Source organism: Aestuarium zhoushanense (genome assembly GCF_056431045.1).
The window spans coordinates 266,631-281,188 of record NZ_JBWKMA010000015.1; the positions used below are offsets into that span (position 1 = coordinate 266,631).

16 protein-coding genes and 1 tRNA gene are annotated in these 14,558 nt (G+C 56.1%); 5 read left to right on the top strand and 12 right to left on the bottom strand.

The features are described from left to right. Positions 1 to 123: 123 nt before the first annotated feature. Complete coding sequence (locus AC07ED_RS07070; RefSeq protein ID WP_105235145.1) at positions 124 to 1,221, bottom strand: anhydro-N-acetylmuramic acid kinase; 1,098 nt, start codon at positions 1,219 to 1,221, stop codon at positions 124 to 126. Positions 1,222 to 1,284: 63 nt separating this feature from the next. Here AC07ED_RS07070 and tyrS point away from each other — a divergent pair, with 63 nt between their 5' ends. From tyrS to AC07ED_RS07090, 4 genes are all read left to right on the top strand, one after another. Further along, positions 1,285 to 2,538, top strand: a complete 1,254-nt coding sequence (gene tyrS / locus AC07ED_RS07075) for a tyrosine--tRNA ligase (protein WP_105235146.1) — start codon at positions 1,285 to 1,287, stop codon at positions 2,536 to 2,538. A 131-nt stretch (positions 2,539 to 2,669) separates the two neighbouring features. Further along, positions 2,670 to 3,560 carry a DMT family transporter gene (locus AC07ED_RS07080; RefSeq protein WP_105235147.1) on the top strand — a complete coding sequence of 297 codons (891 nt, stop codon included), beginning with the start codon at positions 2,670 to 2,672 and terminating at the stop codon, positions 3,558 to 3,560. 51 nt (positions 3,561 to 3,611) lie between these two features. Further along, on the top strand, positions 3,612 to 4,886 hold the full coding sequence (gene eno, locus AC07ED_RS07085) for a phosphopyruvate hydratase (RefSeq protein WP_105235148.1): 1,275 nt from the start codon (positions 3,612 to 3,614) through the stop codon (positions 4,884 to 4,886). Between the two features lie 84 nt (positions 4,887 to 4,970). Further along, positions 4,971 to 5,390: a cupin domain-containing protein gene (locus tag AC07ED_RS07090; RefSeq protein WP_105235149.1), complete on the top strand. Its 420-nt coding sequence runs from the start codon at positions 4,971 to 4,973 to the stop codon at positions 5,388 to 5,390. Position 5,391: 1 nt separating this feature from the next. Here the strand turns inward: AC07ED_RS07090 and AC07ED_RS07095 are convergent. The 11 genes from AC07ED_RS07095 to iscR form a co-directional block, all read right to left on the bottom strand. Beyond that, a tRNA-Arg gene (locus AC07ED_RS07095) sits at positions 5,392 to 5,468 on the bottom strand. Between the two features lie 62 nt (positions 5,469 to 5,530). Further along, on the bottom strand, positions 5,531 to 6,751 hold the full coding sequence (locus AC07ED_RS07100) for a cysteine desulfurase (RefSeq protein WP_105235150.1): 1,221 nt from the start codon (positions 6,749 to 6,751) through the stop codon (positions 5,531 to 5,533). A 1-nt stretch (position 6,752) separates the two neighbouring features. Further along, positions 6,753 to 7,235 carry a YIP1 family protein gene (locus AC07ED_RS07105; protein WP_105236354.1) on the bottom strand — a complete coding sequence of 161 codons (483 nt, stop codon included), beginning with the start codon at positions 7,233 to 7,235 and terminating at the stop codon, positions 6,753 to 6,755. After that, complete coding sequence (locus AC07ED_RS07110; protein ID WP_105235151.1) at positions 7,232 to 8,518, bottom strand: SufB/SufD family protein; 1,287 nt, start codon at positions 8,516 to 8,518, stop codon at positions 7,232 to 7,234. Before AC07ED_RS07110 ends, AC07ED_RS07105 begins: the two co-directional genes overlap by 4 nt. Then, positions 8,518 to 9,273, bottom strand: coding sequence for a Fe-S cluster assembly ATPase SufC (sufC, locus tag AC07ED_RS07115; protein ID WP_105235152.1), 756 nt, complete (start codon positions 9,271 to 9,273; stop codon positions 8,518 to 8,520). The genes AC07ED_RS07110 and sufC overlap by 1 nt, the downstream gene beginning before the upstream one ends. Further along, a complete protein-coding gene (locus AC07ED_RS07120; RefSeq protein WP_158664512.1) occupies positions 9,273 to 9,440 on the bottom strand; it encodes a hypothetical protein in 168 nt (55 codons plus the stop codon). The genes sufC and AC07ED_RS07120 overlap by 1 nt, the downstream gene beginning before the upstream one ends. After that, a complete protein-coding gene (locus AC07ED_RS07125; protein ID WP_158664513.1) occupies positions 9,437 to 10,255 on the bottom strand; it encodes an FkbM family methyltransferase in 819 nt (272 codons plus the stop codon). The genes AC07ED_RS07120 and AC07ED_RS07125 overlap by 4 nt, the downstream gene beginning before the upstream one ends. Before the next feature lie 78 nt (positions 10,256 to 10,333). Next, a complete protein-coding gene (locus AC07ED_RS07130) occupies positions 10,334 to 10,648 on the bottom strand; it encodes a heavy metal-binding domain-containing protein (RefSeq protein ID WP_105235154.1) in 315 nt (104 codons plus the stop codon). A gap of 36 nt (positions 10,649 to 10,684) precedes the next feature. Then, complete coding sequence (sufB, locus tag AC07ED_RS07135) at positions 10,685 to 12,214, bottom strand: Fe-S cluster assembly protein SufB (protein WP_105235155.1); 1,530 nt, start codon at positions 12,212 to 12,214, stop codon at positions 10,685 to 10,687. A gap of 13 nt (positions 12,215 to 12,227) precedes the next feature. Next, the gene (locus AC07ED_RS07140; protein WP_105235156.1) at positions 12,228 to 13,271 is read right to left on the bottom strand and encodes a cysteine desulfurase family protein; all 1,044 of its coding nucleotides are present in this window, start codon (positions 13,269 to 13,271) and stop codon (positions 12,228 to 12,230) included. After that, positions 13,268 to 13,726 carry a Fe-S cluster assembly transcriptional regulator IscR gene (iscR, locus tag AC07ED_RS07145; RefSeq protein ID WP_067547762.1) on the bottom strand — a complete coding sequence of 153 codons (459 nt, stop codon included), beginning with the start codon at positions 13,724 to 13,726 and terminating at the stop codon, positions 13,268 to 13,270. The genes AC07ED_RS07140 and iscR overlap by 4 nt, the downstream gene beginning before the upstream one ends. 177 nt (positions 13,727 to 13,903) lie before the next feature. Here iscR and AC07ED_RS07150 point away from each other — a divergent pair, with 177 nt between their 5' ends. Continuing rightward, on the top strand, positions 13,904 to 14,557 hold the full coding sequence (locus AC07ED_RS07150) for an alpha/beta hydrolase (RefSeq protein ID WP_067547760.1): 654 nt from the start codon (positions 13,904 to 13,906) through the stop codon (positions 14,555 to 14,557). The last annotated feature ends 1 nt before the right edge of the window (position 14,558 follow it).

The following is a 14,558-nucleotide window of genomic DNA, read 5'->3' on the forward strand; positions in this document are numbered from 1 at the left end:
CCGAATGAAACGTGAAAGAGCGGCCCGCGTGACGTTTGTCAGCAGGTAATAATGCAGTTGATAATGATTGCGTTGCTCTTCATGCGGCTATCGTTAGCACTGGAATACGAGGCTGTCTATAGATCAGCGTATGGGGTGGCTGACCGTGCCGCCCCCGACCGCCGCACCAACGCCCGTTGTCGAAGGACAAGAAGTCGGCAATCCACGGGCCACGCGGACGGCGAGAAAGGCAAAGGCTTGGGCCTCTAGCATATCCCCATCGAGGCCGGCATCCTCGACAGGCGCAACCTCGCAATCGAGGCCAGCGGCGAGCATCGCCATGAGGGTCGCATTGTGCCGCCCACCCCCTGTGACGAGCAATTTTGCGGGGACTGAAGGACAGTGTTCCATGCCTTTGACGACCGCCATCGCCGCACAAGCCGTTAAGGTCGCTGCGGCGTCGGCGTCAGAGAGGGTTTCGACCTCAGTCGCCAAAGCTGCGAAATCATCTCGGTCGAGGGATTTGGGCGGGATTTTGTAAAAATAGCGGTGGTCGAGGAAGCGGTTCAGGATGTCCTCATCCACGTTACCTTTGGCGGCAAGCTCACCGTTTTCATCGCGATCCACGCCCAATCGCCTAACCATCAGATCGTTAATAGGCGCATTCGCTGGCCCAGTGTCAAAGGCGATCAGCGCACCTGCGTCCTCTGGCTTTGCCTTTGATGGGTCGACCCATGTGATGTTGCCTACGCCGCCGAGGTTCAGGAATGCAACGGGCGCGGTGGCGCCGATGAATTTCGCGAGCGCGAAGTGATAGAACGGCGCGAGTGGCGCACCCTGCCCGCCCAGTTTCACATCGTTGCTGCGGAAGTCCCAAACGACGGGCCGCTCCAGCACCTCGGCCAACAGCGCGCCGTCCCCGATTTGGAGCGTGCCACGGTTCGCTGGGTCATGGGCAACGGTTTGGCCGTGGAAGCCAATCAGGTCGACATCTTCGAACCCTGACAAGATTTGCGCATGGGCGGTTTCGATGACTTCAGCGGCGGCTTCGACCTCTGCGCCGTCCCATTTCCCCAAGGCCGCGCGGAGCACCGCTGATTCCTCTTTGGAATAGGGACGGAAATCGGAGGGGCCGAATTCGGTGATCGTGACGCCATCTGTCACCAAAACAGCCGCATCCACGCCGTCTAACGATGTCCCAGACATCGCACCTAGCGCCCGAATTGCCCCAGACTTCAACATACGCTTTCCCTCACCCGTTGAGCCGCTTATAGAGTGCCGCGAACGAAAACCAAGGACAAGACGATGACCTACCATCCCAAATCCGATTTCATGGCTGTCATGATGCAACGCGGCTTCCTTTCGGACTGCACGGATTATCAAGGCCTCGATGAGGCACTGAGCAAGGGCGTGGTACCGGCCTATATCGGCTTTGACGCAACGGCGAAGTCGCTGCACGTCGGATCGCTGATCCAGATCATGATGCTGCGTTGGCTGCAGAAGACCGGTCACCAGCCGATCACCCTGATGGGCGGCGGCACGACAAAGGTGGGCGACCCGTCGTTCCGCGCGGACGAACGCCCGCTGCTGACCGAAGACCAGATCAACGACAACATCGCAGGCATCAAGAAGGTGTTCGCGGCCTATATCGACTACGATACAGACGCGCCGAACAAAGCGCTGATGCTCAACAACGCAGAGTGGCTCGATGGTTTGAATTACCTCGAGTTCCTGCGCGATATCGGTCGCCACTTCTCGGTCAACCGAATGCTGTCGTTTGAATCGGTGAAATCGCGCCTCGACCGTGAACAATCGCTGTCGTTCCTAGAATTCAACTATATGATCCTTCAGGCTTACGACTTCCTCGAACTGAACCGCCGTTATGGCTGTCTGTTGCAGATGGGCGGATCGGACCAGTGGGGCAACATAGTCAACGGTATCGACCTGACGCGCCGCGTTGTGGACGAACAGATCTTTGGCCTGACCTCGCCGCTTCTGACCACCTCGGACGGCAAGAAGATGGGCAAATCGCAGGACGGTGCAGTCTGGCTGAACGCTGACATGAAGTCGCCCTACGAATTCTGGCAGTTCTGGCGCAACACCACCGACGCGGACACGGGTCGTTTCCTGAAGCTCTACACTGAACTTCCAGTGGAAGAGTGCGAACGCCTTGGTGCTCTTGAAGGGTCCGAGATCAACGCGGCGAAGATCATCCTCGCAAACGAAGTCACGACCCTTCTGCATGGGGCTGAGGCTGCGGCTGCGGCTGAGGCCACCGCACGCGAAGTATTCGAAAAAGGCGGCGTAGGTGACGATCTACCGACGCTGACGCTCGACGCGGGCGAATTGGCCGATGGTATTTCGCTAGCGCAACTCGTTGTCCGTTCGGGCCTCGCCAAAACGGGTAAGGACGGCAAGCGCCTGATCTCTGAAGGTGGCTTGCGCGTGAACGATGAGCCTTGCTCGGATGCGGGTCGTATGTTCAGCGCGGCTGATCTGGCCGAGCCGCTCAAGCTCTCGGCTGGTAAGAAACGCCATGCGCTGGTGATGATCGGTTAAACGATCTGACAGAACCGAATAACGGGGCGGTCCAGTGGGCCGCCCTTTTTCGTGGTTAAGTTGCGACACTCTATTCCGTTTGATCAAATTTCCAGTTAAGTCGATAGCGCGAACATATTTGGGGCGAGACCATGGAAAACATCCGCGGCGCGATATTGATGACCATCGCGATGGCAGGCTTTGCGCTTGAGGATATGTTTATCAAGCTGGCCAGCGAGAACGGCATGCCGACCGGTCAGGTTCTAATCATCCTCGGCGCACTCGGCACGATGGCCTATTGGGCGTTCATGTTGCCTAAGGGGATTCGCCTCCTCTCGCCCAAACTGATCGAAAAAGGCGTGGTGATCCGCAACATTGGCGAATTCATCGGCACGGGGGCCTATGTCCTTGCCTTCACGAGCGGTGCATTGGCGGCGACCTCATCGGTCATGCAGGCCCTGCCCTTGTTTGTGACGATGGGGGCTGCGCTGTTCCTTGGTCAGAAGGTCGGCTGGCGGCGTTGGACCGCGATTGGCGTGGGCTTTTTCGGGGTTCTCCTCGTGATCCAACCAGGGAGTTCGAACTACGATCCGCTGCTGATCCTCGCGTTTATCGGGGTTCTCGGTATGGCGATGCGCGATGTGACCACACGAGCGCTTAAGGGACACCTACATTCGCTCCAGCTTGCCGCTTGGGGGTTTTTGACCATCGTTCCGTTGGGTTGGGCCATTCTGCTCTATTCCGGCGAGAGCTTCGTCCGTCCAACGACGCTGCAATGGGTCTATATCGTTGCGGGCGTTCTGATCGGCACGGGCGCGTATTATCTTTTGATCATGGCCTCGCGGCTTGGTGACATGGCGGTGATCGCACCGTTCCGTTACACGCGAATTGTCTTTGCGCTGGCCGTTGGTCTGATCGTGTTTGACGAAGGTGACTCGATCAATGGCGTCATGCTCTTGGGCGTTCTTATTGTCATTACATCGGGGATTTATACGTTCTACCGCGAATCCCGCTCTCGTTCCGCTTCCCCTTCGTCAAGTTGACGGTTATAGAGCGGACGAAAATAACGACATTTCAGCACAGGACCTGTCTTCATGAGCACAATCATCGACATCCACGCCCGCGAAATCCTTGATAGCCGCGGCAACCCGACTGTCGAAGTCGACGTCATCCTCGAAGATGGCACCATGGGCCGCGCTGCGGTTCCTTCGGGCGCATCGACCGGCGCACATGAAGCCGTAGAAAAGCGTGACGGCGACAAATCCCGTTACATGGGCAAAGGCGTTCTCGAAGCGGTTGCTGCAGTCAACGGCGAAATCGCTGAGACACTCGTCGGCTACGACGTTCTGGAACAAGTTGAGATCGACGAAGCGATGATCGAACTCGACGGCACCCCGAACAAAGGTCGTCTGGGCGCAAACGCGATCCTCGGCGTATCGCTCGCCGTTGCGAAAGCTGCGGCAGAATACACTGGCCAGCCGCTGTTCCGCTACGTTGGCGGCACCTCTGCACGCGTTCTGCCCGTTCCGATGATGAACATCATCAACGGCGGTGAGCACGCAGACAACCCAATCGACATCCAAGAATTCATGATCATGCCAGTTTCGGCAACGAACGTGAAAGAAGCGATCCGCATGGGTTCTGAGGTGTTCCACACCCTGAAAAAAGAACTCTCTGCTGCTGGTTACAACACTGGTATCGGCGACGAAGGTGGTTTCGCACCTGCACTGGAATCGACCCGTAAGGCTCTCGACTTCATCCTGACCGCGATTGAAAAAGCAGGCTACAAAGCTGGCGAAGACATCTACCTCGCTCTCGACTGTGCATCGACCGAATACTTCATCGATGGCAAATACGAGATGAAAGGCGAAGGCAAATCGCTGACCTCTGAAGAGAACGCTGACTACCTCGCCGCTCTTTGCGCTGACTACCCGATCATCTCGATCGAAGACGGCATGGCAGAAGACGACTGGGCTGGCTGGAAACTGCTGACTGAAAAGCTCGGCGACAAGGTTCAGCTGGTTGGCGACGACCTCTTTGTGACCAACCCTGCCCGTCTGGCAGATGGTATCGCTCAGGGCGTTGCGAACTCCATGCTGGTGAAAGTGAACCAGATCGGTTCGCTGACCGAAACCCTGAAGGCCGTCGATATGGCGCATCGTGCACGTTACACCAACGTAATGTCGCACCGTTCGGGCGAAACCGAGGACGCGACAATCGCTGACCTCGCAGTTGCAACCAACTGTGGCCAGATCAAAACTGGTTCGCTCTCGCGCTCTGACCGTCTGGCAAAATACAACCAGCTGATCCGTATCGAGGAAATGCTGGGTGCGACCGCTCAATACGCAGGTCGTTCGATCCTGAAGTAATCAGGTCGACAACTGATTGAGAAGCCCCGCCTTGTGCGGGGCTTTTTCGTTGTAGGACGACTGGTTGCGTCATAGGCTAAGGACATGACATCCGACGAAATCATTGCGCACCTGGACCTGACACCGCATCCCGAAGGCGGGTATTACCGTGAAACGTGGATTGCTGATGGTGAAGGCCGTCCCGAGGGGACGTGCATCTATTTCCTGCTTAAATCAGGCGAAAGCAGTCATTGGCACAAGGTCGATGCGGTTGAGATTTGGCACTACTACGCGGGTGCCCCGATCGTTCTGTCGATGGCTGCGGATGATGATGGACCAGCCGTTGATCACATCCTCGGCCCTGATCTGCTCGCTGGTGAAGCCCCGCAAATCGTCGTGCCCAAAGATCACTGGCAGGCCGCGAAAACAACTGGTGATTGGACGCTCGTCGGCTGCACGGTATCGCCCGCGTTCCAGTTCGAAGGCTTCACCCTCGCGCCGCCAGAGTTCGATATTCAGAGGTAAATGGCGCACCCGACAGGATTCGAACCTGTGGCCTCTGCCTTCGGAGGGCAGCGCTCTATCCAGCTGAGCTACGGGTGCCTAGGGCGTTCTATAGCCGTGGCGATTTCTGGTCGCAATGCGAAATCGCCACTTGGCAAATCTTAACCGAAAAGTTCGTGACAGAACTCTAGCGCATCCACGAGAACGTCGACTTCGGCTTTGGTGTTATACATGCCAAACGACGCACGGCAGGTCGCGCCAACGCCCATATGCTCCATCAAGGGCATGGCGCAATGGGTGCCCGCACGGACGGCGACGCCCTTTTTATCAAGCACAGTCGAGATGTCATGCGCGTGGGCTGCACCGTCCAACGTGAACGAGAAAATCGCTGCTTTGTCCTTCGGGTTGCCCTGAAGTTTCAGCCAGTTCAAACCGCGCAGGCGTTCGTTCGCATAATCACGAAGGTCACGTTCATGGGCCGCGATATTCTCCATCCCGATTTGCATCAGATAGTCGAGCGCGACGCCCATGCCGATGGTTTGCACGATACCTGGAGTACCCGCCTCAAACTTCATCGGTGGGTCATTATAGGTCACCGCATCGCGGGTCACGTCACGGATCATGTCGCCCCCGCCCATAAAGGGCTGCATTTCCGCCTGACGTTCCTTGCGCACATAGATCGCGCCAGAGCCTGACGGGCCGTAGAGTTTGTGCCCTGTGATCGGATAGAAATCCGCGCCGATGTCTTGGACATCGACAGGCATGTGAACCGCGCCTTGGCTGCCATCGACGAGAACGGGAACGCCTTTCTCGCGGGCCGCATGGCAGATGGTTTTCACATCAACAACGGTGCCTAACACGTTGGAGCATTGCGTAATTGCGACGAGTTTGGTTTTGGGCGAAATGGCGTCAATCACAGCTTGCGGGTCAAGGTTGCCGTCGGCATCAGGTTCAACCCATTTCAGGACAACACCCTGACGTTCGCGCAGGAAATGCCATGGAACGATATTCGCATGGTGTTCGAGGACCGACAAAACGATCTCGTCCCCCGCCTGAAGGCGCGGCGCAGCCCAAGCGTAGGCCACCATATTGATACCCTCGGTCGTGCCTGAATTTAGGATGATCTCGTCCTCATCAGCGGCGTTCAGGAACTTTGCCACAACGCCACGCACGCTTTCGTATTTGTCGGTGGCGAGGTTCGACAGGAAATGCAGACCGCGGTGGACGTTCGCATATTCTTCGGAATACGCGCGGGTCACAGCATCAATCACCACCTGCGGCTTTTGCGCAGAGGCACCGTTATCAAGGTAGACCAGCGGCTTATTATTGACCGTGCGCGAGAGGATCGGGAAATCCTTGCGGATGGCATTCACGTCATACATGTCAGACGTCCTTTTCAGCCTCAATCAGGCTCTTGACCCAGATAAAGAGGAACGACAGTCCCCAAAGTCCACCAATGATATTGGTCGCAGCCACATCACCGTTAAAGCCACGCAGCAGCCCGTAAAAGAGCGCGAGCGGTGTGGTCGCGAGGATGGACCAAAACAGCGCAACGCGGGCAGAGTAGAAGCTGCCTTTGCCGCCCATTGCCTTAGCGACCAGATGGCTGACAGCGGCGAGGGCGTAGAAAAACAGCGGCGCGATAAAGACCCAGAGGAACAGCGCCCCCGTGATCTGTTCACGCGAGCTGACGCCCGTAATTTCCTCGACCCGCACGGCGTAGGGCCATGTGGCGAGGAAGTTCAGCGCACAGCCCCCCATGAGGAAAGCCAAGGCGCGGTCCTCGCGGTGACCCATGGACAGAAGTTTGTCCATCACCGCACGCGGTCCGCGCCATGTGGCGACCATATCGCGGGTGACGCTCACCGACGACGCCCCAACCATTGTTCAAGACGTTGGCCAAGCTCATCCGCGATTTCCTCGTTTTCGATCTCTTGCAGAGCTTCGGCGAGGAACGCGAGCGTCAGCATATCCGTGGCTTCGCCCTTTGGAACACCGCGCGAGCGCAGGTAATAGAGCGCTGTATCGTCGAGTGCGCCACAGGTCGAGCCGTGCGAACAAGCCACGTCATCGGCATAGATTTCCAATTCAGGCTTCGCGAGGAAGTTTGAATCGTCATCCAGCAAGAGACCTTGGGAAATCTGGTAACCGTCGGTTTTCTGAGCACCGTCTTTGACAAGAATTTTGCCCTGAAACACGCCCGTCGCTCCGTTGCGGAGCACCTTTTTAAACACCTGACGGCTTTCACAACGTTCTGCATCGTGGGTGATGAACACCGTATCATCGTGCAAGAAATCGTGGCCATCGCCAACGCAGGCACCAGCAACATGCGCAATCGCGTCATCGCCTGTGAGTTCAATCACGGTCTCGTTGCGAGTCAGAACGCCGTTCACGGTCAGGGTGAAGGACTTAAACGCGGACTCTGTGCCGAGGCGGGTAAAGATGCCAGTCACAGCACGGCGTTCGTGGTCACGACCTTGGGCGCGGACATGGTGGAAGGACGCTTTATCAGCGACTTCGACCTCAAGCACCTTGTTGAAACGCGCAGCCCCAGGGCCGTTTTCCAATAGAGTGACCGATGCGCCCTCTTCGACCTTTACCAAATTGTGGAGGATCGCGTCAGAGGACACGTCTTTGTGCAAGTAGGTCAGGTTGATCGGCTTGCTCACCTCTTTGGTCACACGGATCACGATCCCATCGGTCGCGAAGGCGGTGTTCAACGCGGCCAGCGGACGCTGAACCGGTGTTTGACCACGGGTTTCCAGAACACCGTAGAGGTCTTTGGCCCAGTGAATATCGCGGCCCATCGCATCCGAGAGACGTTCGATTTCTACACCCTCGAGCGACAGATCGTCTGACGCCTCGGCATCGAATACGCCATCAACGAAAACGATTTTCAGGCGGTCGAGATCGTTGAAAACAGGTGCCTCGTCGTTCTCAAATACCGCAGCCTCGGGCGCGTCAATCGACGTCAGCGAGTTCGGATCGGTGTAGCGCCAATATTCGTCACGTTTGATCGGCAGACCCATCGCCGCCACACGAGAGAGTGCGGACTGACGCGCCTCGGTCGCCCAACCTGCCCCATCCGGCAAGGTCAGGGCCGCTAGACGCGCGTCGGTCGCGTCGGCCTTGATCTTGGGAAGAGCCATTATTCCACCTCCGCCAAGAGGTCGGCGTAACCGTTGTTTTCAACTTCGAGCGCTAGCTCTGGGCCACCCGTTTTGATGATACGGCCATTCGCCATAATGTGCACAACGTCTGGTTTGATGTGGTCGAGGAGACGCTGATAGTGCGTGATCACGAGGAACGAACGTCCCTCAGAGCGCAGCGCATTCACGCCCTCGGACACCAGTTTCATCGCGTCCACGTCGAGACCAGAGTCGGTCTCATCGAGGATGCACATTTTCGGCTCGAGCATCGCCATCTGCAGGATTTCGTTGCGTTTCTTCTCACCACCCGAGAAACCAACATTCACAGGGCGTTTCAGCATATCCGCATCGATTTTCAGGGTCTTTGCACGTTCACGCACGACCTTGAGGAAATCTGCGCTGGACAGTTCTTCTTCGCCGCGTGCCTTGCGCTGTGCGTTCACAGCGGTGCGCAGGAAGGTGAGGTTACCAACGCCCGGGATTTCTACGGGGTATTGGAACGCGAGGAACAGGCCTGCAGCGGCGCGCTCTTCGGGTTCCTGATCGAGCAGGTCAGCACCATCAAGCGTTGCTTCACCGTCGGTGACCTCGTAGCCATCGCGGCCCGAAAGGACATAAGACAGCGTCGATTTACCCGACCCGTTCGGACCCATGATCGCGTGGACCTTGCCAGCCTCGACCGTGAGGTTCACACCTTTGAGGATCTGCTTGTCCTCGTCTTCAAGTTTGACATGCAGGTTCTTGATTTCCAGCATTAAATTTCCTTCCACATCTTGTTTCCGGCCACTTGCAGCGCGACCGACATATAGCTTGAACATGCCGCGTAGTTTACTTCTTTGAAGTACGCAGCGGAGTAGTGTTTAGTTTTGACCATATTCTTGGTCAAAGTTGCCTCGCGGACCCCAAAAGCTGCAGACGTCATTGAACGACCTCCGCTACCTGCAGGTGGTCAATATAATCGATGATGTTCTGTCGACTTATGACATTACGCTTCATCAGGATGGACAAACAGCGCACCGCCAAATCGAAGCTGAAGAAACAACCGTCAGCCAAGAGAGCTAAGTGCTTGAGGTCTTCAGTCTCCCATTTCTCTGGGTCACGAAGGTCCTTGATAAAAATTGCATCACCGTCAACCAGCTGGCTGCTGAGAGCGCTCGGACGAAGTGGAATTTCAAAACCCGACCCCAGAGGCACCTGTTTTGCGAAGGCAAACTTGTGGAGCATGAAACCTTGTTCACGCAGTTCAGCCATCTGATCGTCCAGCAATGGCTGATCTTTATACAGCGGCATAAATCCCACTTCAGTCATTACCGCCAAGGCTGTCTTTAGTTTCTTTCTGCCATGTTGAAAAACAGTCAGTTCTCCGCCCTGAATGTCGATCTTAAGCAGATCCATATGTACGATTTCATCCAAGTCGTCCAAACGATGTGTCGACATTGGGAACTTCTCAATGACGCGGCTTGCGCGCGCCCAACGGTTCAGAAAGGCAAACGACATTGGGTCGGGCTCCAACAAAGAGGTCATGCCCGGAGAACGACACACATTCAGAACTGACGCTTCCCCATCACCTATCGCGTATGGCAAATGACGTTCAATTTCAGTTTCTTGTTCTTTCAGTTTTTCAAAAGCTGAAGGCTGCGGTTCAAAACCAGTGACCCGAACGATGCCAGCCTTGGCCATCTGATCGTAATCAGGAGTGTTCATCGGGTTTGAACCGATATCAACAATCTCTGTCATGCGCTCGGTATTCAGTATCTTACTGAGATACGCGAGGCGACGCCGCATTTGCCTTGGTTGTCGTGACATGATCTCACCCTACTCCAAAACAACTGCGGTTCCGGAAACGGATACCATGAGCATCGAGTCACCAACCACCTCGTAGTCTAGATCCACGCCGACGACAGCCGTTGCCCCCATCTGAAGCGCACGTGTTTTAAGTTCGCTGATCGCAGTGTCACGTGCATCTTGGAGCTTGGCTTCATAGGCTCCGGATCGTCCGCCCACAATGTCGGTGATACTAGCAAAGAAATCGCGCACAATGTTTGCACCCATGATCGCTTCACCAACAACCAAGCCTTTGTAGGCCACAATTTTATGTCCTTCGACGCTGGGTGTGGTTGTGATGATCATGAGAATGCCTACCTGTAAAACCAATTAACGTTAAGATTAACCGACGGAGCCTTCGAGGCTGATCGCGACGAGCTGTTGGGCTTCCATAGCGAATTCCATCGGCAGCGCCTGAAGCACTTCCTTACAGAACCCGTTCACCACCAGAGCAACGGCCTCTTCTTCGTCCATACCGCGCTGGCGGCAGTAGAAGAGTTGATCGTCATCAACCTTGGAGGTGGTTGCCTCGTGTTCCACGCGGGACGAGTTATTTTTAACCTCGATGTAAGGCACGGTATGCGCGCCACACTGAGAGCCTATCAGCAAGCTGTCACATTGGGTGTAGTTGCGGCTGTTTTTAGCTTTCGGGTGCATCGACACCAGACCACGGTAGGTGTTCTGCGCCTTACCTGCCGAGATGCCTTTGGACACGATCCGGCTCTTGGTGTTTTTGCCAAGGTGGATCATCTTTGTGCCCGTATCGGCCTGCTGGTAGTTGTTGGCGATCGCGATCGAGTAGAACTCGCCTTGGCTATCGTTACCACGCAGGATGCAGGACGGGTATTTCCAAGTGACGGCAGAGCCTGTTTCGACCTGCGTCCACATCACTTTGGACCGATCACCGCGGCAGTCTGCGCGTTTGGTCACAAAGTTATAGATGCCGCCTTTGCCGTTTTCATCACCTGGGAACCAGTTCTGAACGGTGGAGTATTTCACTTCTGCGTCTTCTTCGACGATGATCTCAACGACCGCAGCATGGAGCTGTGCGGTATCGCGTTGCGGCGCGGTGCAGCCTTCGAGGTAAGACACATAAGAGCCCTTATCCGCGATGATCAGCGTGCGTTCGAACTGGCCCGTGTTTTCCGCGTTGATACGGAAATAGGTCGACAATTCCATCGGGCAGCGGGTGTTCGGCGGGATATAGACAAACGACCCGTCAGAGAACACGGCAGAGTTCAGCGTGGCATAGTAGTTATCAGACACAGGAACCACAGAGCCGAGGTATTTTTTGACCAGCTCAGGGTGATCTTTGATCGCTTCAGAGATCGAGCAGAAAATGACGCCAGCCTTTTCCAACTCTTTCTTAAACGTTGTACCGACCGACACAGAGTCAAAGACCGCATCGACGGCGACCTTACGTTCGCCTTCTTTGTAGTCCTCAGCGCCCTCAACGCCCGCAAGGATCATCTGCTCTTTGAGCGGGATACCGAGCTTTTTGTAGGTCTCAAGGAGTTTCGGATCGACGTCGTCGAGCGACTTGGGCTTCTCAGCCATCGATTTCGGACGGGCGTAGTAATACTGGTCCTGAAAATCGATCTCGGGATAGTTGACCATCGCCCATTTGGGCTCAGTCATCGTCTCCCAACGCTCAAACGCAGCCAGACGCCATTCGGTCATCCACTCTGGTTCTTCGTTCTTTTCAGAGATCAGGCGCACGATATCGGGGTTTACGCCCTTGGGGGCGTATTCCATCTCGATCTCGGTTTCCCAACCGTATTTATATTTGCCCGAAAGCTTTGCAACGGCATCTACGGTGTCTTGATCGACACCTTCTTTTACGTCCAACTCGGGGCGGTCTAGTGCAGCCATGACCTTTCCTCTCTTAAGCGGCGCGTGCGCGCATCTTTTTGTATCGATCAGCCCAAGCATCGGCATATGCCAGCACTTCGGCCTTCGTTGTTTCCAGACCAAGCGAAATCCGCGTCGCGCTAGCGGCTTCGACTTCGTCCAATCCCATCGCCTGCAAAACTCTGCTGGCTTTTACCTTGCCGGATGAACACGCTGATCCTGCTGAAATCGCAAATCCGGCGAGGTCCATCGCCATTACTTGGGTTTCGCCTTTCCAGCCCCGTGTCACATAGCACGAGGTGTTGGGCAACCGCGTAACGGCATTCCCGACAAAAATAGTTTCTTTTGAGGCATCGGCAATACGTGCCTCTAACAAATTCCGCAATTCTGCGACTTCGTCCCAGCGCCCATCAGCGAGGTCTTTCTGCCCCGCCACCGCAGCAGCCGCAAAGCCCGCGATGCCGATCAGGTTCTCAGTCCCAGCACGGCGTCCCATTTCCTGACCACCGCCCAACAACTGCGCCTTGAGGTCGTGACCTTGCGGGATCACGAGAACACCGACGCCTTTGGGCCCGCCGATTTTATGCGCGGAGGCAAAGACCATCTCAACGCCCGCCCAGCTATAGGCAAACGGAATGCGGCCGAACCCTTGGGTCACATCAGATACCGCCAAACCATTAGGGAGGCTCTGAATGACTCCCGTTTCGGAGTTTGCCAGTTGCAGACAGCTATTCGTGGGATCGTCGACAGTTACAATGCCGTTTGCATTAACAGGCAACGACATATCGAGCCATGCGCCAACCGCGTCATGTTCAATCTGCGCACCTTTAAGCGTGCGACCGGCACAGGCCAGCGCCGCCGCCTCTGTCGCGCCAGAGACAAACACCAGATCAGCATTGCCTGCACCCAAAGCCTCAGCAATCTGCAGACGGGATTTTTCAAGCAAAGCCTTCGCCGCACGACCTTCTGAATGCACAGACGACGGATTGCCGACGATATCCATCGCGGCAATCATGGCCTCTTTGGCCTCAGCACGTAATGGCGCCGTCGCGTTATGATCCAGATACGTGCGGGTCACTCGTCCACCACCTCGAACAGGGCAGGAACGGCAGGGCACGGCGCAAGGCCGTTGTTGATCACGTCCGACAAACGCGCCTGATGAAGGAAGACGTAGACATGGGCAGAGAGGCCTTCCCACAGGCGGTTGGTCAGGGATTGCGCACGGCTGCCAGAGTTCGCACCCGATGCCCCTGCCCCTTTGTGCATGGCGCTGACGGTTTCATCGACGGCGGTCAGAATGTCCGACACGCGGATTTCAGAGGCTGGACGGGACAGCTTGTATCCGCCACCTGGACCACGGACAGAGTCGACCAATCCATCGCGGCGCAGCTTGACGAAAAGCTGCTCGAGATAGGGCAGCGACACGTCCTGACGCTTGGAAATCTCGGCCAAAGTGACGAGCGATCCTTCGGGCTGAAGGGCCAGATCCGCCAGTGCAACCACCGCATAACGGCCTTTGGTGCTCAGTTTCATACATATACCCCTGTCAGAACGCCCATTTCATGCGCAAGATCATTGACGTAAGCGGTCTGCCTCATTAACTCCGACACAGCCCACAGGACGTCCGTCCTGATAATTTAGAATCCTTCTAAGGTGTCCGAGAATTATAGTCAAGAATTCCGACACCCTACATAACGCGCAGGGAGCACCATGCCCGAAGTGATTTTCCCCGGTCCCGAAGGCCGGCTTGAAGGCCGTTACCATCCGCAAAAAGATCGTGACGCACCGATTGCAATCGTTTTGCACCCGCACCCGCAGTTTGGCGGCACGATGAACAACCGTGTGGTTTATAATCTGCACTATGCGTTCTATAACCTCGGCTTTACCGTTCTGCGGTTCAACTTCCGTGGCGTAGGCCGCAGCCAAGGTGAATACGATCAGGGCATTGGTGAACTGTCTGATGCGGCGTCGGCCCTCGACTACCTACAGTCGATGAACACTGGTTCAAAACACTGCTGGGTCGCTGGTTTCTCGTTCGGCGCGTGGATCGGTATGCAGCTTTTGATGCGCCGCCCAGAGATCACTGGCTTTGTGTCGGTGGCTCCGCCTGCCAACATGTACGACTTCTCGTTCCTTGCGCCCTGCCCGTCGTCGGGTCTGGTCATCAACGGTTCGGCTGACCGCGTGGCACCGCCCGCAGATACCGAAACCTTTGTGAACAAACTGCACGACCAAAAAGGCATCACCATCACGCATGACGTGGTGGATGGCGCTGGTCACTTCTTTGAAGACCCGCACATGGACACGATGATCAACTCTGTTCAGGGCTACGTGCGCCGTCGCCTGACGGAAAACACGCGCTGAT